General features: G+C 41.9%; 17 protein-coding genes. 13 read left to right on the forward strand and 4 right to left on the reverse strand.

Translation table 11 applies throughout. The features are described 5' to 3' along the window. The first annotated feature begins 117 nt into the window (after window positions 1–117). The 3 genes from MHI25_RS14960 to MHI25_RS14970 all read left to right on the forward strand — a co-directional run bounded on the left by MHI25_RS14960 (window position 118) and on the right by MHI25_RS14970 (window position 3,469). Window positions 118–1,983 carry an acyltransferase family protein gene (locus MHI25_RS14960; RefSeq protein WP_340395598.1) on the forward strand — a complete coding sequence of 622 codons (1,866 nt, stop codon included), beginning with the start codon at window positions 118–120 and terminating at the stop codon, window positions 1,981–1,983. A 90-nt stretch (window positions 1,984–2,073) separates the two neighbouring features. Continuing rightward, window positions 2,074–2,580, forward strand: coding sequence for a sigma-70 family RNA polymerase sigma factor (locus tag MHI25_RS14965; protein ID WP_076125785.1), 507 nt, complete (start codon window positions 2,074–2,076; stop codon window positions 2,578–2,580). 1 nt (window position 2,581) lies between these two features. Continuing rightward, entirely contained in the window at window positions 2,582–3,469 is an 888-nt protein-coding gene (locus MHI25_RS14970; protein ID WP_076134938.1) for an RsiV family protein, read from the forward strand. A gap of 848 nt (window positions 3,470–4,317) precedes the next feature. Here MHI25_RS14970 and MHI25_RS14975 read toward each other — a convergent pair. Further along, the gene (locus tag MHI25_RS14975; protein WP_340395599.1) at window positions 4,318–4,902 is read right to left on the reverse strand and encodes an AAA family ATPase; all 585 of its coding nucleotides are present in this window, start codon (window positions 4,900–4,902) and stop codon (window positions 4,318–4,320) included. 231 nt (window positions 4,903–5,133) lie between these two features. Here MHI25_RS14975 and MHI25_RS14980 point away from each other — a divergent pair, with 231 nt between their 5' ends. Then, a complete protein-coding gene (locus MHI25_RS14980; RefSeq protein WP_036677991.1) occupies window positions 5,134–6,690 on the forward strand; it encodes an ABC-F family ATP-binding cassette domain-containing protein in 1,557 nt (518 codons plus the stop codon). A gap of 110 nt (window positions 6,691–6,800) precedes the next feature. Further along, window positions 6,801–7,916 carry a phosphotransferase gene (locus MHI25_RS14985; protein ID WP_076184541.1) on the forward strand — a complete coding sequence of 372 codons (1,116 nt, stop codon included), beginning with the start codon at window positions 6,801–6,803 and terminating at the stop codon, window positions 7,914–7,916. Between the two features lie 72 nt (window positions 7,917–7,988). Here the strand turns inward: MHI25_RS14985 and MHI25_RS14990 are convergent, their stop codons facing one another. Next, window positions 7,989–9,650, reverse strand: coding sequence for a ribonuclease J (locus tag MHI25_RS14990; RefSeq protein WP_076302129.1), 1,662 nt, complete (start codon window positions 9,648–9,650; stop codon window positions 7,989–7,991). Window positions 9,651–9,779: 129 nt separating this feature from the next. Here MHI25_RS14990 and MHI25_RS14995 point away from each other — a divergent pair, with 129 nt between their 5' ends. The 6 genes from MHI25_RS14995 (at window position 9,780) to MHI25_RS15020 (ending at window position 16,085) form a co-directional block, all read left to right on the forward strand. After that, window positions 9,780–10,256 carry a GNAT family N-acetyltransferase gene (locus tag MHI25_RS14995; RefSeq protein WP_076184542.1) on the forward strand — a complete coding sequence of 159 codons (477 nt, stop codon included), beginning with the start codon at window positions 9,780–9,782 and terminating at the stop codon, window positions 10,254–10,256. A 117-nt stretch (window positions 10,257–10,373) separates the two neighbouring features. Then, window positions 10,374–10,907, forward strand: coding sequence for a TetR/AcrR family transcriptional regulator (locus MHI25_RS15000; RefSeq protein WP_076125775.1), 534 nt, complete (start codon window positions 10,374–10,376; stop codon window positions 10,905–10,907). A gap of 13 nt (window positions 10,908–10,920) precedes the next feature. Then, window positions 10,921–11,247: a multidrug efflux SMR transporter gene (locus tag MHI25_RS15005; RefSeq protein ID WP_036677974.1), complete on the forward strand. Its 327-nt coding sequence runs from the start codon at window positions 10,921–10,923 to the stop codon at window positions 11,245–11,247. Between the two features lie 17 nt (window positions 11,248–11,264). Next, window positions 11,265–11,624, forward strand: coding sequence for a multidrug efflux SMR transporter (locus tag MHI25_RS15010; protein WP_076217536.1), 360 nt, complete (start codon window positions 11,265–11,267; stop codon window positions 11,622–11,624). Between the two features lie 290 nt (window positions 11,625–11,914). Next, window positions 11,915–15,451 (forward strand): discoidin domain-containing protein, encoded by a 3,537-nt coding sequence (locus MHI25_RS15015; RefSeq protein ID WP_340395600.1) that lies wholly within the window; start codon window positions 11,915–11,917, stop codon window positions 15,449–15,451. A gap of 292 nt (window positions 15,452–15,743) precedes the next feature. Further along, complete coding sequence (locus MHI25_RS15020; protein ID WP_076278427.1) at window positions 15,744–16,085, forward strand: DUF1801 domain-containing protein; 342 nt, start codon at window positions 15,744–15,746, stop codon at window positions 16,083–16,085. Between the two features lie 80 nt (window positions 16,086–16,165). On the opposite strand, the gene MHI25_RS15025 is transcribed toward MHI25_RS15020, so the two are convergent. Continuing rightward, window positions 16,166–16,588, reverse strand: a complete 423-nt coding sequence (locus tag MHI25_RS15025) for a MarR family transcriptional regulator (protein WP_172628892.1) — start codon at window positions 16,586–16,588, stop codon at window positions 16,166–16,168. Between the two features lie 276 nt (window positions 16,589–16,864). On the opposite strand from MHI25_RS15025, the gene MHI25_RS15030 reads away from it, so the two are divergent. Then, the gene (locus tag MHI25_RS15030; RefSeq protein ID WP_340395601.1) at window positions 16,865–18,388 is read left to right on the forward strand and encodes an MDR family MFS transporter; all 1,524 of its coding nucleotides are present in this window, start codon (window positions 16,865–16,867) and stop codon (window positions 18,386–18,388) included. Window positions 18,389–18,467: 79 nt separating this feature from the next. Here MHI25_RS15030 and MHI25_RS15035 read toward each other — a convergent pair whose 3' ends face one another. Then, window positions 18,468–19,553, reverse strand: coding sequence for a helix-turn-helix transcriptional regulator (locus tag MHI25_RS15035; RefSeq protein ID WP_076278428.1), 1,086 nt, complete (start codon window positions 19,551–19,553; stop codon window positions 18,468–18,470). A gap of 128 nt (window positions 19,554–19,681) precedes the next feature. On the opposite strand from MHI25_RS15035, the gene MHI25_RS15040 reads away from it, so the two are divergent. Next, complete coding sequence (locus MHI25_RS15040) at window positions 19,682–20,761, forward strand: saccharopine dehydrogenase NADP-binding domain-containing protein (RefSeq protein ID WP_076316228.1); 1,080 nt, start codon at window positions 19,682–19,684, stop codon at window positions 20,759–20,761. Window positions 20,762–20,772: the final 11 nt, after the last annotated feature.

Here is a 20,772-nt window from a genome sequence, read left to right on the forward strand (position 1 = left end):
AATTCTTGCGCGGGTGTTTTTTACTTTTGATAACAGATTAGCCAGTTTAAAGAACTTTTTGAGCTGCTCCTGCGTCCTGCCTATGAACAACAAATTAAGGGTAAGGACTGAAACAGAATGAATGACAACAAGCGTTATATGCCTGGTATTGATGGACTAAGAGCTTTTTCCGTACTCGCTGTCATAGCCTATCATTTGAATTTGAAATGGGCTGGGGGTGGACTGCTGGGAGTGGGAATCTTTTTTGTGATCTCGGGTTATCTCATCACAGACCAAATCATTAACCAATGGGAGCGTCATCGAAGATTGGACCTTCTGGACTTTTGGATACGTAGAGCACGGAGGTTGCTGCCGGCGACGATAGTCATGCTGATCGTTGTCACCATATGGCTCTTAATCATAGATCCCACGAGATTAAATGGGCTGACAGGAGATTTCATGTCATCACTATTTTACGTTAATAACTGGTGGTTAATATTTCATGATGTTTCGTACTTTGAAAGCTTTGGACCTCCATCACCGATCGGACATTTATGGTCACTTTCTATTGAAGAACAGTTTTATATTCTATGGCCGCTGCTGCTCGTATTAGGACTAAAGATCATACCTCGTCGAAGTAAACTTATTGCCTGGATTCTGGTTTGTGCTGCTGTCTCAGCTTTAACTATGGCTATGTTCTATGTACCGGGCACAGATCCAAGCAGGGTCTATTATGGAACAGATACTCGCATATTTGCACTTCTAATTGGAGCGGCGCTTGCCGTTGCATGGCCTAGTCAGAAACTTAAAAATACAGTCACAGAAAGATCTCGTTATATGTTTGATATCATTGGTGCTCTGGGACTGCTGGTATTAATGGTGCTAGTTTACCGGGTTAACGAGTTTGATGAATCACTATATCGGGGTGGATTTTTGATCATCTCTATCATTACTGCAGTAGTGATTGCTGTGCTTGCTCATCCTGCCAGTTCTCTTGGACGGAAAATGGGCTGTAAACCCTTGCGATGGATAGGTGTACGTTCATATAGCTTATACCTTTGGCATTATCCCGTAATTATTCTTACTAGCCCTAATGGGAATCCAGATGAGAGCGGCGTGCTTCGAATTATCCTTCAGTTAGCAGGAAGTTTTCTACTGGCAGCCTTATCATACAAATATGTGGAGGAGCCGCTCCGGCGGAGATCATTAAGAGATATTTGGAACCATTGGAGTGCAAAGCAACGCCGCAGCTACCGCCCTGTCTTTCTTATGACCATGATCTTTTTGGTTCTTATTCCGATTGCCTGCAATGGATATTTATCCAATGCTGAATCTGACACACCTACAATCGAAGTTGCAGATAAGCAGAATGTACAGCAAGAGAGAACAGCGCAAGATCCAATAGATCACAATTCATTGGCACCACCCGCAGAAAAATATACGACTGATGTTGAGAAGCAAAAACCTGACACTGAAGAGCAACAAGTTGAACCAGAAGGAAACATAGCGGTAACCGAGAAAAATCAAACCGGAAAGAATATTACGGCCATTGGCGATTCTGTCATTTTGGATGCAGCACCGTTTTTAGTAGAAAGTCTCCCTGGTATTGTCATCGATGGAAAGGTCGGCAGACAGATGATGCAGGCACAGGAGGTAATTGATCAGCTTAGAGCACAAGGACGGTTAGGGAAGCGGATGATCATAGAGCTGGGGACGAATGGAGCCTTTAACTCCAAGCAATTACGTAAACTACTAAACTCGTTAAGCGATGCGGAGCAGATTATTTTGGTCAATACACGTGTGCCGAGAAAGTGGGAGCAGACTGTGAATTCCACCCTTTCAAAAGTTTCCAGTGAATTCAGGAATACGACCATAGTAGACTGGTACTCAGCTAGTGAAGGAAAAGACGACTACTTCTACAAAGATGGTGTTCATTTGAAACGTGAGGGTGCCAAGTATTATGCATCAATTCTAATTAAAGCTTTGGAAAAAGAAAATAAATAATTTATTTGGAATCTCCAAACTTTTTTATACTCACCAAACGTCTTACTCCTGTTACAACACCAGATCACAAACAGAGAAGGATAATCGACCATGTTGAATAGGAAAACCGAGAAAATATTGACGCGATGTATCAAAGAAAACAAAGAAAATGTATACCGGCTTGCTTACAGTTATGTGAAAAACAAAGAGGATGCCCTCGACATTGTGCAGGATTCTATTTATAAAGCGATGACACGAATGGATTTGCTAAAGGATCACGATGCCGTGAAAAGCTGGTTTTACAGGATTGTCGTGAATACTTCCTTAGACTTTTTGCGCAGAAACAAGAAGGTTCAGACGATGGAGCCAGAGATAATAGAAACCTATAGTCCGGCTGTTGAGGATAGCTATACAGATATGGATTTGAAAAGAACACTGGAAGAGCTGCCGGCGAAATACCGAAGTGTGATTGTGCTTAGATATTTTGAGGATATGAAGATTAATGAAGTGGCTGAAGTTCTTAACGAGAACACCAATACAATAAAGACAAGGCTGTATCAGGCCCTTCAGTTATTGCGGGTGAAGCTGAATGATGAAGCCTTAAAGGAGATAAAGTAAGATGGACGAAAGAATACAAGAATTACATAAAGAGTATACCGATATTCCCATTCCGGAAGAACTTGATTTGATTGTAAACCGCTCTATAAAGCAGTCACTTAAAGCCAATAGAAAAAAACACACGACAACTAAGTGGGTGGCTAGTGTTGGTGCGGCCGCAGTTATTTTTCTAGTAGCCATAAACACTAGTACAACCGTAGCTAGTGCATTATCTTCCATTCCAGGCGTTGATCGGATAATAAAAGTACTAACTATTAAAGAATACGTTGTAGAAGAAGAGAACTACGATGCTAATATCAAGGTTCCAGCCGTTACCGATATGGAAAACAAAGAACTGGAGCTTGGATTGAACAGCAAATATTTAAGTGAGAATAAAGCACTATACGAAAAGTTCCAAGCGGAGATCGAAGCGTTGAAGGAACAAGGTGGGGGCCATTTGGGGCTGGATGTAGGTTATGAAGTGAAAACGGATAATGAGCGCATTTTCTCCATTGGCAGATATGTTGAGGAAACCGCTGGTTCATCTTCAATGGAAGTTACTTTTGATACGATAGACAAAGTGAACCAGATCCTTATTACATTGCCAATGCTATTTAAAGATGATCAATACATTGAACGCATCAGTGAAAATATTAAAGAACAGATGATTGCTCAAATGAAAGCAGACTCTGAGAAAGTTTACTGGATCCCTGAGTATGGCGATGATGTGCCAACGGATCAGTTTACCTCCATTACGAAGGATCAGAGCTTTTATATCAACACCGAAGGTAAGCTTGTGATTGTGTTTAACAAATACGATGTCGCACCTGGTTATATGGGCTCCGTTGAATTTGTGATACCAACCGCGGTGCTTGCTGATGATTTGGTCAGTCAGAAGTATATTCAATAAAAGAATTCTGGGAATAACGTCATCTGCGGTCCGAAACTTTGCAGAAAAGGGGATATAAGCGGAAATAAGATCATCTGGGTCCGAAAGTTTAGCCAAAACTCTTCGTCAAAGCCTCAAACATCGTTTGATGTCATTATTTTACGGGGGACGCAGCAGCTAACGGACTCAGCTGACCCTAAACGCAGCATTATCGCACTTTTGCAATTCTATCGGACCGCATAGTCGCTATTGGCACGAAAAACACGCCCCAAGCACACTTTTCTAACGAATAGCTGCACTGGGGTCCGAACCTCTGTACAAAAGGTGCTAAATGTGTAAATAAGGCCATCTGGGTCCGAAAGTTTAGCCAAAACTCTTCGTCAAAGCCTCAAACATCGTTTGCTCTCATTATTTGACGCGAACGCAGCAGCTAACGGACTCAGCTGACCCTAAACGCAGCATTATCGCACTTTTGCAATTCTATCGGACCGCATAGTCGCAATTGGCATGAAAACCACGCCCCAAGCACACTTTTCTAACGAATAGCTGCACTGGGTCCGAAACTCTGCACAAAAGGTGATAAATGTGGAAATAAGGTCATCTGAGACCGATAGTCTAACCAAAACTCTTCGTCAAAGCCACAAACATCGTTTGCTCTCATTATTTTACGGGTGACGCAGTAGCTAACGGACTCAGCTGACCCTAAACGCAGCATTATCGCACTTTTGCAATTCTATCGGACCGCATAGTCGCTATTGGCACGAAAACCACGCCCCAAGCACACTTTTCTAACGAATAGCTGCACTGGGGTCCGAACCTCTGTACAAAAGGTGCTAAATGTGTAAATAAGGCCATCTGGGTCCGAAAGTTTAGCCGTAAATAAATCGTTCTACTGCCGCAACAGTAGCATTGATATCCGGGTTAGAATTGTCGATCAACGCAATATTTTCAGCCGGGAGCGGCCATTCTACCGTACGGTTGCCAAGAGAAGTGCGGAATTCATTCCAATGCTGGAACTTCCATTCATCAAGTGGTGATTGTCTGTCTTGAATTCGTTCCCGGTACAATTCCTCGTTGGCTAACCCTACCAAGACAACCTTGACCTCAACATCATGAAGAGAACGCCCGATCCGAGCTAACTCATGGCTGATCCAGTCAGGATTGGCTGCCTCTTTGGTAAAGGGACCAACTACAAAAGCATCGACGTCCAAGCCTATATTATCCAGCGCAGCATCCATAGTGATTCGATAACCTAAATCGCGGCATAATCTTTTGTACTCAGCTGAGTCTCTATCTGCCGGATCCAGTCCGTGTAAAGTCATTATCGCGTCAGCAGCAGGCCGTAGTAGAATATCCATATCGAAAAAAGGTATTTTGCGCCGCGAAGCAATCGCTTTAGCTAACGTTGTTTTGCCTGCTCCAGCTGGACCAAGAAAAAATACAAGTTTATTCATTTCTAATTCTCCTTAGTTCTCAAGTCAACTCCAATGTGTATCTATGCATACTATCATATAAAAGATGACGAGCAATCGCCAGCGTAATCCCATTCTCGGCAAGTGACGGTCCACAAAACTAAAATTGCTCACGGATTAGCCCATAAAATGATATTTTTTTGCTTCTCCATTGAGTTTTTAGCTAATCCTGCTTATAATATAGCGAGAAAAATAAGAAAAAGGTGTCCATAAATGAGCATATTAAATGTTGAAGGATTAAGTCATGGCTTTGGAGATCGTGCGATCTTTAAGGATGTTTCATTCCGTCTCCTAAAAGGCGAGCATATCGGATTATTCGGCGCTAACGGCGAAGGAAAATCCACTTTTATGAATATTGTTACAGGCAAACTGCAACCTGATGAAGGTAAAGTCGAATGGTCCAAGCGGGTGCGTGTTGGCTACCTCGATCAGCATGCAGTGTTAACCAAAGGAATGACGATTCAAGATGTACTCAGAAGTGCTTTCCAGTACCTGTTCGATCTTGAGCAAGAGATGAACGATATGTATGGCAGAATGGGTGACGTTTCACCTGAAGAGCTGGAAAAGCTGCTTGAAGAAGTAGGTACCATCCAAGATACACTTACAAATCAAGACTTTTACATGATCGATGCGAAAGTACAAGAAACCGCGCGTGGACTAGGGATCACTGACATTGGATTGGATCGCGATGTAGCCGATCTTAGTGGTGGTCAACGTACCAAAATCTTGCTTGCTAAGCTATTGCTTGAAAAACCAGATATTTTGCTCCTCGATGAGCCTACGAACTATCTGGATGAGCAGCATATTGAATGGCTGAGACGTTACCTTCAAGAGTATGATAATGCTTTTATTCTGATCTCACATGATATGCCATTCTTGAACAGTGTTATCAACCTGATCTACCATATGGAAAATCAAAAGCTGACCCGTTATGTGGGGGATTATGAGCAGTTCCAACAAGTCTACGAAATGAGAAAACAACAGCTTGAGTCTGCTTATAATCGCCAAAAGCAAGAAATAGCAGAGCTGAAGGATTTCGTAGCTCGTAACAAAGCCAGCGTGGCTACCCGTAACATGGCGATGTCCAGACAGAAGAAGCTCGACAAGATGGAGATCATCGAGATTGCCAAGGAGAAACCGAAACCACAGTTTAACTTTAAAGAAGGTAAAACTGCCGGCAAGATGATTTTCGAAGCAAAAGAATTGGTTATCGGCTACGACTCTCCATTGTCCAGACCGCTTAATTTGTTGATGGAGCGTGGACAGAAGATCGCGTTGGTTGGGGCAAACGGAATTGGTAAAACAACATTGCTGCGCAGTATTTTAGGTGAAATCTCTGCATTGTCTGGTTCAGTAGAACGTGGATATCATCAGGAGATTGGCTATTTTGAGCAAGAGATGAAGGAAGGCAATTACAAGACTTGTATTGAGGAAATCTGGGATACATTCCCGTCTCTGTCACAATTCGAAGTACGTGCTGCTCTAGCTAAATGCGGATTAACCACGAAGCATATTGAGAGTAAGATTGCTGTACTAAGTGGTGGGGAAAAAGCTAAAGTTCGTCTATGTAAGCTGATTAATAGCGAAACTAATATTCTTGTATTAGATGAGCCAACGAACCACTTGGATATCGATGCCAAAGATGAACTGAAACGCGCTCTAAAAGCATACAAAGGAAGCATTCTTATGATTTCTCACGAACCCGATTTTTATCAGGACATCGTAACCGATATCTGGAATTGCGAAGATTGGACAACGAAAGTATTCTAATAAGTAAGTCTTTGATGAACAAGCCTATGAGTGATAACGAATCTGTTACGCTTCATAGGCTTTTTTTAGCGGAATAGAATGGGATCTTAACAGAGACAGGGAGGGTCTATGTGCTAGAGAATAAAATGGATCAGCTTAACAGCTGTGTTCAGCGGATTTTTGAAGAATCCGAAGCAAAGATAGTCAATTTTACATGTGAAGATTTAGATTATAAAACACCTAACTTTACAACAGCGGGTATCTTTCGTCTAAGCGGTTTTGCATCTATTAATCATAAGCAGCTTCCATGGTCAATCATATTAAAGATAATCAAGCCAGATAGTGCGGAGAAAGATAATCTTCAGCATCACAATTACTGGCGACGAGAAGCTCTAGTCTTTGAATCCAAGATTCTCGACGAGCTTCCTAGCTCAATCAAGGCACCTAAGTGTTATCTTGTTGAGGAACAAGCAGATGGTACCGTATGGTTATGGATGGAACGAATAGATGGGGAATATGCTTACACAAAGGAACAGTTTGATTACATCGCTGAACAGTTAGGTCGTTTCAATGGAACTTATCTGACAGGAAAAAAAATTCCTGATGAGAAGTGGATTTGCAGAAACTGGCTTAAATCATGGACTACCTCGAGTAAAATCTACGCCCCTAATCCAGCAAAATATATAAATCAATTACACAATGATAATGAACGTAGTATCTGGACATGGTTCCAAGACTTCACAGACCAGATTGACAGAAGGTTGCGTTCTTTGAATAGCTTGCCGCGAGTGCTTGCACACCAAGACCTCAGTCAAATGAATATGCTGCTAACTCAAAGTGATACGGACGGCGAACGGCTAATATTAATTGACTGGCAATTTATGAGTATATCGGGGATAGGTGAAGACCTTGGCAAAATGTTTGGCGTAAATATGAGCTTAGGAGTTTTTCCTAATTATCGCTACGAGGAATATAAAGAGTCTTTATTCCAAAACTATATCGAGGGATTAAAAGATTCAGGATGGCAGGGGGACGAGTCCCTTGCAAGATATGGTTATTGTTTAGGCACTGCTTTACGTTGTGTCTGGGAAGTGCCTCAATACTTTTCATTGGCCGCACAGTTAAAAACGGATCCAACTAACCTAAAGCTTCAAGATCGAGTTTCCCAGTTGGAGCAAATTATTAATATTCAACGGAATATGGCGACAGAATGTATCAAGATGAATACATGGGCGCAATTTAGTTAAAATATAGTTAAAATCTATCCTCTACAACTGGATACGAAGAGAAAAGGAGCTCCCCACGGGAACTCCTTTTTATTAAACCTCAATGATGATTGGAAGAATCATTGGCCGCCGTTTCGTTTTTTCGTATAGGAACTTACTTAATGATTCTTTGATGGTCTGCTTGATGATATTCCATTGGCCGAGATCCGTTTCGTTCATTTTTTTAAGGGTCGATGTTACATGCTGGTTGATCTCGTCCATTAAATTATCGGAGTTACGGACATAAACGAATCCCCTGGAAATAGTGTCTGGCTCGTTTAATAGACGTCCATCGGTTTGGCTCAGTGTAATCACTGTAATCAGAATGCCGTCTGCTGACAGCTGGCGACGATCGCGAAGCACAACATTTCCAATATCTCCGATCCCAAGGCCATCCACTAGAATTTGCCCAGCAGTCACTCGACCGGATTGGCGGACAACACCAGACGATGACTCAACGATGTCTCCATTTTTTAGAATAAAGATATTTTCCGGTTTGACGCCTACCGCCTCCGCTAACAAGCTGTGATGATGCAGCATACGGTATTCACCATGAATCGGAATAAAGTATTCAGGTTTCATTAGAGTCAGCATTAGCTTAAGCTCCTCTTGGCTGCCATGCCCGGAGACGTGAAGCTCACTGCGTGAACCATAGATAACTTTAGCGCCCAGCATATATAAATTATCGACAATCCTTGAAACATTCCGTTCATTCCCCGGGATGGGATTGGCTGCGAGCAGCACAGTGTCCCCAGCCTGGATCTCCATCAATCGATGGCTTGAGTTCGCTAAGCGGGATAGTGCGGCCATGGGCTCTCCTTGACTGCCTGTACATAAAACAGTTACCTGTGCCGGAGTGAGCTTAGCAGCTTCTGCAGGTTCGATCAGCATATCGTCCGGAATGTTCAAATAACCGAGTTCTTGGGCCACTCTGACTACATTTACCATACTTCTGCCGAGTAAGGTCAATTTACGTTCAGTTAAGTGAGAAGCATCAATGATCTGCTGTAGACGATGTACATTTGAGGCGAAGGTAGAAATAAAAATTCTACGGTCTGCTTTTAAAAAGGCTTCTTCTATGTGAGCGCCAACAAGCTTTTCAGAAGGGGTGAAGCCAGGACGCTCAGCATTAGTGCTTTCTGACAGCAAGATCTTTACACCGTTTTTCCCAATATCGGCCATTTTATGTATATCTGGATACTGCTTGTTGACAGGCGTCATGTCAAATTTGAAGTCTCCCGTATGAACTACGATACCTTCAGGTGTATCGAATACTACGCCAAGGCAATCTGGAATACTATGATTTGTATTAAAAAATGTTGTAGTAATGGCTCCCAGGGTTAACGTAGATTCTGAATTAATACAATGGAGTTTCGTTTGTCGTAAAATTCCATGTTCCCTAAGTTTATTTTCGATTAATCCTAAGGTTAAACGGGAAGCATATATTGGGATATTCAACTGTTTAAGCAGGTAAGGAATCCCGCCGATATGATCCTCATGTCCGTGAGTCACCACCAACGCTTGTACCTTATCAATATTATTTAATAAATACGAAACATCAGGAATAATTAGGTCAATCCCTAAGAGACTTTCATCTGGGAATTTAGAGCCGCAATCAATGACAACAATATCATCTGCGTATTGCAGGATATACATATTTTTACCAATTTCATGAACCCCGCCTAATGCTGCAATCGAGAGTTGCTTAGCTGCCATTTTCATTGAAGCCCCTCCTAAATAAATTTCTCTATATTATGTTTGAATCCCATTATAATTATCCATTCTGAAGCTTGATACAATATAATAACTGAAGAAAGCTAATCGAAAGATAGGAGAACGTTACTCATGAATATCCGACTATTACAAATGAAAGATAATAGCTCCATTGAAAAGGTCATTAGGGACTGCCTAATTGAGTTTGGCGGGAATCGCTCGGGTCTAGCCTGGGAGGATGACAGCCTGCATCATTTATCAGATGATTATAATCATAGTGAGAATCGGGCTTATTGGGTTGTCGAAGAGGGAGGGGAAGTATTAGGGGGTTGTGGCATTGCTCCTTTCGGGAATGATGACAAGATATGTGAGTTGCAAAAAATGTATTTATCTCAGTCGATTAGAGGTAACGGGATAGCCAAAGAACTTTTAAATACAGCGTTGGACTTTGCTAAGCTTCATTACAACCAATGTTATTTGGAGACACTTCAAAACATGCACGCAGCTAACCGTTTCTATATGAAAAATGGATTTGAGCTTTTGGATGAACCGCTTGCGGGGTCGGAGCATTTCGCTTGTGATGCTTGGTATATTAAAAATTTAATGTGAATTGCTTTAAAAATGTTGGAGGCCTGGATTACCAGGCTTTTTTTGATCTAAGGTAATGATTTTTTATTTGACAATAAAACCGTCCAGACGGTATAGTAAATAACAGAGGTGATTATCGTGAACAGTAATTCAAAACGAAGTAGTATTTTATTAGCAGCTTCTATAGTAGTTAAAAATAATGGGGTGGAGAAGCTTACGCTTGAAGCCGTTGCCAAAGAAGCGGGGGTCAGTAAAGGTGGACTGCTGCACCATTTTCCGAATAAGGAAGCTTTAATAAAAAGTATGGTGGAAGAGTTAACAAGTGATTTTTTCAGTAATGTTCAAGAAAGAGTAGCGAATGCATCTAGAGAAACGGGGAAGTGGGGACGAGCGTTTGTTCAGGCGATTGACGACGATCTTAAGGAAGAGCAAGAGATTAGCACCGCGCTTTCGGCTGCTCTTTTTACGAATCCGGATATCCTTAAGAAATTTCAAGATCAATACTCAGTATGGCAAAACAATATAGAGAACGATGGAATAGATCCTGTACGTTCCACAATTGTCAGGCTGGCAGCGGACGGTTTATGGTATTCAGAAATGTTCGGATTAGGAGCTTTAGATAAGGATTTACGAGATAAAGTAATTCAAGAATTAATAAACATGACGGAGTAAGGAGGGGCTATTGTTGAATTCATATGTGTTACTGGCAACAGCGATTATCTGCGAGGTATTTGGTAGCTCCATGCTTAAGGTTTCTAACGGGTTTAAAAAGATTTTACCTTCAATAGGAGTCGTACTCGGCATGGGTTCAGCCTTTTATTGTCTTTCTTTAGCGCTTTCAACGATTCCACTAGGGACGGCTTATGCTATTTGGTCGGGGGTAGGTACGGCTTTAACTGCGTTAATTGGAGTCATCATTTATAAAGAAAACTTCAATCTGAAAAAACTACTCGGCCTGATTCTTATCATTGGTGGAGTAGTCATTATGAAACTTTCTGGTGGATCTCATTAGAGCTTGGAGGAAATGTTATGAACAAGAATAAGGGTTTTTGGGTACTTGGGGTAGCTATTATAAGCGAAGTAATAGGTACAACTATGCTGAAAATGTCAGAAGGGTTCACACAAATATTGCCTACTATAGGTGTTATTATTGGTTTTATTATCGCATTTTATAGTTTGTCCATAAGTCTCAGAGTTTTACCTTTAAGCCTAGCTTATGCGATTTGGGCAGGTGTAGGTACAGTTCTAACCGCAATCGTTGGTATCGTAATATGGGGGGATCCATTTAGTATGCTTACACTTGCAGGCATAGTATTAATAGTTGGAGGTGTGGTTTTATTAAACTCTCCAGATTCAGCTAATGAAAAAGAACTTAAAACGACAAGTTAATCTTCATAAAAAACTAGGGCCTGAGAAATCAGGCCTTTATTTGATGGACGTGATGTTAATAGATTCCATATTTAGGGTAGTTTCGCGATATTGGTATCACATATCTTTTCCGTAGAATTACATCTTATAGCTTGATCCGCTCTTTCTCTATAATGAGAGTGTCTCACATTGAAAGGAGGATCGGTTGTTATTTAATGTGCTCTGAGATGAATTTGATTGTAAACGCTATCATTTGAGCACTCCGATAAGGCGACACGTTAGTGAGTATCTACATTAAGAGGAGGATTATAATGCGCAACAAGTATGTCGTATGGTCGCTTGTAGTAACCCTGTTGATTTCAAGTTTATACCTGGCAGCGGGTCCGTTCACATTTGTTAGTGCCTCTGGTGGCGCGAATTTGACGCTGGGCAAAACTGTGACGGCTAGTGGTCAATCACAAACGTATAGTCCAAACAATGTGAAAGACAGCAATCAAGAGACGTATTGGGAAAGCAGCAATAATGCATTTCCGCAATGGATCCAAGTAGATCTCGGTACAGAGACAAGTATTGACCAAATCGTATTGAAGCTTCCAACGGGCTGGGAGACGCGTACGCAAACACTCGCCGTTCAAGGCAGCACAAATGGATCTACATTCACTGACATTGTTGGTTCAGCTGATTATGTGTTCAATCCTTCAGCAGGAGGGAACACCGTTAAGATTGATTTTTCAGCAACCAGCACTCGTTATGTACGCCTGAATGTAACAGGTAATACGGGTTGGCCGGCAGCGCAAGTATCTGAGTTCGAAATTTATGGAGCTAGTACACCAACACCGACGCCAACAGCCACACCAACGCCAACAGCCACACCGACGCCTACAGTCACACCAACGCCAACAGCCACACCAACGCCAACAGTCACACCAACGCCAACAGTCACACCGACACCAACGCCAACAGCCACACCAACAGTCACACCAACGCCAACAGCCATACCGACAGCAACGCCAACGGCCACACCTGTTGCGGGCAGTAATATCGCGGTTGGCAAATCGATTACCGCATCTTCTAATACGCAATCATTTGTGGCAGCAAATGCTAATGACAACAACACCAACACATACTGGGAAGGTGGCAGTAATCCTAGTTCATTGATACTTGACCTGGGGTCAAACTACAACGTTTCCTCCATCGTTCTAAAGTTAAATCCAGCCGCTGCATGGGGAGCACGTACCCAAACGATTCAAGTGCTCGGTCACAATCAGAACACAACGACATTTGGGAATCTGGTGTCAGCACAATCGTATTCGTTTAATCCAGCTTCAGGAAATACAGTAACCATTCCTGTTACCGCAACTGTCAAACGTCTACAGCTTAATATTACTGCCAACTCGGGTGCTCCAGCTGGACAGATCGCCGAATTTGAAGTATACGGTACTCCAGCTCCGAATCCGGATTTGGTGATTACTGGCATGTCCTGGTCACCAACGAATCCGGTTGAGTCTAATGCGATTACGCTGAACGCAATCGTAAAGAATATCGGCAATGCCAGCTCTCCAGCTACTACTGTTAATTTCTATTTAAATAATGAGCTTGTAGGCTCAGCTCCGGTAGGTGTACTAGCAACTGGAGCATCGACAACAGCATCGATGACACTTACCGCAGGAGTTAAGCCTGCCGCAACGTATTCAGTTAGTGCCAAAGTTGATGAAGACAACCTAGTTATCGAACAAAATGAAGCGAATAACAGCTACACGAACCCAGCGTCACTTATTATCGCTCCAGTGTCCAGCTCTGACTTAGTGGGAACTGTTACATGGACACCAAGTAATCCTGTTGCTAATAACAATGTAGCGTTTAATGTAAATCTTAAGAATCAAGGAACCATTGCCTCTGCAAGTGGTTCACATGGTATAAGCGTTGTTCTTAAAAACTCTGCGGGTTCCACTATTCAAACCTATAATGGATCTTATAACGGTGCCTTAGCAGCGGGGGCAATAGTTAATGTAGCGATTCCAGGGACTTGGACAGCGATTAATGGTAACTACACAGTCACCACTACTGTTGAAGTGGATGCTAATGAGATAGCTGCCAAGCAAGCGAATAATGTAAGTGTTTCTAATCTCGTTGTCTATGCTGCGCGTGGTGCAAGCATGCCGTATAGTCGATATGATACCGAGGATGCTACACTCGGGGGTGGCGCGACATTGAAATCGGCGCCAACCTTTGATCAAGGATTAATCGCCTCTGAGGCTTCTGGCCAGCGTTATATAGCTCTTCCTTCGAATGGTTCGAACTTAGAGTGGACGGTCAGACAGGGTCAAGGCGGCGCAGGTGTAACTATGAGATTTACAATGCCTGACTCTGCAGATGGGATGGGATTGAATGGTTCACTGGATGTGTATGTGAATGGAGCGAAAGTAAAAACAGTTTCCTTAACCTCATACTACAGCTGGCAGTATTTCTCAGGTGATATGCCTGGCGATACACCTAGTGCTGGACGTCCACTATTCCGTTTTGATGAAGTTCACTGGAAGATGGATACACCCCTCCAACCTGGGGATAAGATTCGAATCCAGAAGAACAATGGAGATAGCTTGGAATATGGTGTGGATTTCATTGAAATTGAATCTGTTCCAACAGCAATTGCCCGCCCAGTTAACTCCGTATCTGTAACAGATTACGGTGCTGTGGCAAACGACGGACAAGATGATCTGGCAGCTTTTAAAGCTACTGTAAATGCAGCCGTGGCAAGCGGAAAGTCTATTTATATTCCAGCAGGAACCTTTAATCTTAGCAGTATGTGGGAGATTGGTACTGCTAGTAATATGATCAATAACCTCACTATTACTGGTGCTGGTCTCTGGCACACCAATATTCAGTTCACCAATCCTAATGCTGCGGGCGGTGGTATTTCACTCCGTATTTCAGGTAAGCTAGATTTCAGTAATGTATATATGAATTCTAATTTGCGCTCACGTTATGGACAAAATGCAATTTACAAAGGTTTTATGGATAACTTTGGAACCAACTCTATTATCCATGATGTCTGGGTAGAGCATTTTGAATGCGGAATGTGGGTAGGCGACTACGCTCATACACCTGCGATTTATGCTACCGGGCTGGTAGTTGAAAACAGTCGGATTCGGAACAATCTTGCAGACGGCATCAACTTCTCGCAAGGAACTAGCAATTCAATTGTACGCAATAGCAGTGTGCGAAATAATGGTGACGATGGTCTTGCAGTATGGACCAGTAACACAAATGGTGCACCTGCTGGTGTGAATAATACCTTCTCGTATAACACCATTGAGAATAACTGGCGTGCGGCAGCGATTGCTTTCTTTGGAGGAAGTGGTCATAAGGCTGATCATAACTATATCATTGATACAGTTGGTGGTTCCGGCATACGTATGAATACCGTTTTTCCAGGTTATCATTTCCAGAATAATACGGGTGTAGTTTTCTCAGACACAACCATTATTAACAGTGGTACGAGTAAAGATCTTTATGGGGGTGAACGTGGCGCAATTGATCTTGAAGCATCAAATGATGCTATCAAGAACGTTACATTTAATAACATAGACATCATTAATACCCAGCGTGATGCGATTCAATTTGGATATGGTGGTGGATTCGAGAACATCGTGTTCAACAACATCAATATTAACGGTACAGGACTTGATGGAATAACAACTTCACGGTTCTCAGGTCCACATAAAGGTGCAGCTATTTACACCTATACAGGCAATGGTGCTGCAACCTTTAATAACCTGACAACTTCCAACATTGCTTATCCGAATCTGAATTATATTCAGAGCGGTTTTAATCTAACGATTCATTAATTTTATGTACAAGCTAAAAGGGAGAAGCTCTTAGGAGCTTTTCCCTTTTAGCTTGTAACGAGCTGGATATCTCTAAATTGCCAGAAGGATAATGACTACATGAACAAGAAATTAATATAAGGGGAATTTAAACTATTAAATTTTTGAAATTCTTTTGCAGATGTGTTGATTTCATCATCTTATGTTCGTCATAGCAGATGCGTCGGATCTCAAAGGACCTCCTGATTTTGTTAAACAACTTACTGCGCTTATTCAGGCAAACCATTTAATTACTTAAAGGGAGAGATGAAAAATGAATCAGGAAGTAATCGATTTTATTGAAGCGCTAAAAGAATCATGGCAGGTGGAGTTGTCCACCTCACTACGTGAGGTTGTTCATCAGGCTATACCGGATGTGCAGGAACGTATTCAGTATAAGAAACCTCATTTTTTGAAAAATGGAAAATACGCTGCGGCCATCTCGACATCAAAAGACGCAGTCAGCTTTGTAATCTTTAATACAACCGAGCTAACGCTTCCAGAGGGAGCATTTGAGGGACCACCTGAAAGGAAAACCCTGAAGCTTCGAAAAGGAGACACATTTGATTCTACACAGTTGGTCTCTTTAGTTGCTCAAGCTTCAGCTTCACTTTGATCCATACTTATATTAAAAGGACGATATCTCAAAGTCATTTGACTTCATGGGAGATCGTCCTTTTTGACGATTATACAGTTTTAGTTACTCGTTGTAGTGCTGAGATAGTGAATCTGCTCTTCCAGGATGGTACTTGCTTTGCCTAAAAATGTTGTTATAAGCTCAAGCTCCTGCTCAGTAAAGGAAGACGCCAGTTTAACCATCTTAGTGTGCAAAGGAAGGTAGGCATTTCCAACCTCGTTATTCTCATATAAAGGAACAATAATCACCTTACGACGGTCATTGGGATCATGTTCTCTGCGAACAAAGCCGTTTTTTTCAAGTCGATCAACTAATGTGGTAATGCTGCCTGTAGTAAGTCCAGTTAATTTGGATAGCTCGCCTGCGGTGATAGGACCTTTTTCATGAAGGATATCTATAGATAGAAAATCGTTATTGTATAACCCTAGAGAAGTTGCTACTTTTTGCTGATACAAAACCGTTCGGCTGCCTAGGCCTCGCATGCGTAAAGTTAAGTCTTCCTGCTGAATTGTAACTTGATTGTGTCGATCTCTTGACAAAAGAGGACCCTCCTTTTAAAATGTTTATATCTTGATAGTCAAGATAATCAATGAACGAGATGCTTGATGAACATCTAATTAATTGTCTTGATTTTATCGAATTATTCACTAATTTGCAAAGGGTATAACATCACATGGTTTGGAATGAAGCCTGTGCACAATCCTTTAACAATTAGAGTAGAACTAAACATTTGGGAAAAGTGGAGGAGAAAAAGGAGCATGGAAAAGAAAAATAAAGTTGGGGTTATTATAGTAGCTCTATTGTTGACTACACTTATGGCATCAATGGATAATACTATACTTGCAACCGCAATGGGAACCATTGTAGGTGACCTTGGCGGCTTTGACAAATTGATGTGGGTTACGTCCGCTTATATGATAGCTGAGATGGCGGGTATGCCGATTTTCGGTAAATTATCGGATATGTATGGACGTAAGCGATTTTTTATTTTCGGTATTATTGTTTTTATGATTGGTTCAGCTTTATGTGGTACGGCAAATTCTATTGTCCAGCTTAGTATTTATCGGGCAATTCAGGGTATTGGTGGAGGGGCACTCGTTCCTATTGCATTCACGATTATGTTCGATGTAGTGGCCCCAGAAAAACGTGGGAAAATCGGTGGGTTATTCGGTGCTGCCTATGGTATTTCCAGTATTTTTGGTCCCCTTATTGGCGCTTATATAGCGGATTATATTCATTGGTCTTGGGTCTTTTATATCAATTTACCCATTGGTGTTATTGCATTCTTTATGATCGCTTTCTTCTACAAAGAATCTGTTGAGCATTCCAAAGAGAAAATTGATTATCTTGGGGCTTTTACACTTGTAGCTTCAATCCTTTGTCTCATGTTTGCGATTGAGCTCGGGGGTAAGAAATATGCTTGGGACTCGACAATGATTCTGGGATTGTTTATGGCTTTTGTTGTGTTTTTAATTGGTTTTATTGTTATCGAACGTCGTGCAGAAGAGCCAATCATTACCTTTGGCATGTTCAAGAATCGTCTCTATTCTACGAGTAATGTTATGGCGATATTTAGCGGAGCGGCATTTATTACAGCCTCGGTGTACATTCCAATTTATATTCAAGGGGTTCTTGGCGGGTCTGCCACAAATTCGGGGCTTGTTCTACTTCCGATGATGATTGGTTCTGTTATCACTGCTGCTGGCGGAGGATTCTTGCTCTCTAAATTTAATTATCGCACGATCATGATTTCTACGTTAGTACTCCTTGTAGCAGGTATGGCTCTACTTACCACACTAACACCAGACTCCTCCCGGTTTATGGTCACTATTTTTATGTTTCTGGTGGGTCTTGGCATAGGTTCATCATTTTCTGTTCTAAGCAATGCAGCGATTCATGGATTTACAGCAAGACAACGGGGTTCTGCAAGTTCGACACTTAGCTTCACACGGGAGCTGGGAATGACACTTGGCATTACGGTATTTGGTATTATTCAAAGTCACATTTTTTCGAATAAACTAGCTTCCATGTTCAGTAAGGGAGGCGCGGCGCCAGAAGGTGTTAATCTAAGTGATCCAAGTACAATTTTGACTCCCGACACACGGGCCAAAATTCCCTCTGAGGTTCTTGATAAAATCACCGAAGGATTATCTTCTTCTCTTGTTCATACCTTTGCTTGGGCGATTATTCCATCTGTTATAGCTCTAATGGCAGCATTTGTGATGAGCAGGGAGAAGTTTGACCCTGCTTCTGAGCTGGAAGAATTTACGGCATCGCATTAAGGAAATAAAAGATAAAAATTAAAGCCCAAGTCCTTTGTTAATAAAGGCTTGGGCTTTTTTGATAAGAAGCTCGGCGATCCTATTTCTCTGAAATGCTATAACGAGAATGTAAATGCCAGATAAGCTCTCTACGACTGCTGACACCTGCTTTAGCGAAAATGGATTTTAAATGATCCTGAACCGTGTAAGCAGAAATATGTAACTCAGCAGCCAATTCTTTAGTAGATAATCCGCGAATTACTCCTTCAAGTAAATGCTGTTCCCGTTTCGTCAGATCATACGCTTCTGCAATGATAGGAAGCATGTCTGCTGGACGTGCAGGCTCGAATGAAATGGCAATTTGCGTCTGACCGTCGTATGCATGAAGCCGGCTAGCCCGGATCACTAGATAAGGTCCGTCTGACATCCGGATACAGGACTTAGCCATCCCCGAAGATTCAGAGGGACTATTGATTGCTTGTGTGCTCACCGCCCGAATTGGTCGTGGCAGGATATGGTGATCAATTTTTTCTAATGAACGAAGTTTCTCTAACCAGCGGTCTGCTGTAGGATTGGAGGAGAGGAGAACTAGTTGATCAGAAAGGACGGCAATTCCGGAACCGTAATCTTCTTCCAGCCAAGTCTGATTTCTCTCAGGCAACTCAAGACTGAAAGCCCGCATTCTTGCGGCAATCTCAGGAAGCATTAAGGCTATCCGTACACAATCTTCCTGTGAAAATACAGGCTGACCCGACTTTCTGTAAAGTGTCAGATATCCCCAACACGCATCTCCATGAACAAGTACAGCGCGTAATTCATCCTCAAATCCTGCCGGAGACAGTACTTTTTGATAGCGGGCACTCAAATCTGGCTGCCCTTCGGTTGCTTCATATAAAGTAGCTACGTGCACTTTACTATGAACCATTTGCTCATAGGGATTAATATCGTCTTCACCGTATTCGATCTGGAACAAGTGATGATGAATGGATTCCACGTTATCTTCTGTAACCGCACCTGTCGAGAGTAGTGTCTGTGGATCAACATGGGTACAGCAGGCAGCATCAAAGGGTACAGCCTCGCGTAAAATCGACAGTAATGAAGTACGGTAGCTATGTGAAGAATCAGAAACAGCACCTAACCGTATGATTTGTTGTTTAATATGATTAAGTTGTCTTATGGTTTTCATAGGTCAGCCCTCTAGTCATGGAGTATAAAAACAAGTATCCCACATTTATGGGATAGTGAATGTAAACCATATCCGTATAATTGAGAATGGTTCTTAATTATTTCTATTATATAGGATGCGGTGATAAAATGCAGAGAAAAGAAGATATTGTAGTCGTCGGTGGATATGGCCATGTAGGGCGTACCATTTGTGAAATCTTAGAGAAAAAATATCCTGGAAAAGTATATGCTGCAGGGCGAAGCCTTGTAAAAGCAAAGCAATTCAGTCAAGCAACTAATGGGAAAATTAAGCCGATGCAGTTGGATATTAATAAACCTTTACCTACTGATAAGTTAGAACGAGTGAAATTAATCATTATGTGCTTAGATCAAACGGATACGGATTTTATAAGAGCGGTGTTTCGAAGCGGTATTCATTATGTGGATGTATCTGCGAACGGTTTGTTTTTGAATGAAATTGAGAAATACAAGAGAGAAGCTGAAGACAATGGGTCAAGTGCTGTCTTAAGTGTAGGACTTGCTCCCGGCATCACTAATCTCCTGGCCCTTGAAGCAGAGCGGCAGATGGATCAGATTGAGGAGATAGAAATTGCGATTATGCTCGGATTAGGTGATTCTCATGGCAAAGCGGCGCTAGAATGGACAGTTGACAGTTTAGCAGCTAAGTTCGAAGTGAAGCAGGATAATCGCCAGGTTGAGGTGGAGAGCTTTACAGACAGAAGGTTGTATCATTTTGGTGATGAGATGGGTAACCGATATGCTTACCGTTTTCCATTTTCAGATCAACAGACACTTAGCAGAACACTGAAATCATCGTCTATCTCTACACGATTTTGTCTTGATTCAGCTGTAGTTACTAAAATACTGGCAATAACGAAAAGAACTGGAGCCGTTCGCTTACTGCAAATAGGCTGGCTGAAGAATTCAATTGTTCGTGTTATGGGGCGGCTGCATTTGGGGGATGATGGGTTCGCTATTAAGGTTGAAGCACATGGAAGAAATTCAGAAGGTCAATTACTTCATGCGGATTTTTTATTACAAGGAAAGAATCAATCTATCATTACGGCAAAAGTAACAGCGGCAGTAGCAAAACATCTATATGATTCACCACCCCCAGGTGGAGTTTACCATATTGAGCAGATGACTGATATAGCGTATATACAGAAGGAATTAGGATCAGCCATTTCTCTCAAGACTGCGGTAAACTAGTATAATATTAA

It is taken from the genome of Paenibacillus sp. FSL E2-0177 (assembly GCF_037992975.1).
GTDB classification, from domain to species: domain Bacteria; phylum Bacillota; class Bacilli; order Paenibacillales; family Paenibacillaceae; genus Paenibacillus_AQ; species Paenibacillus_AQ odorifer.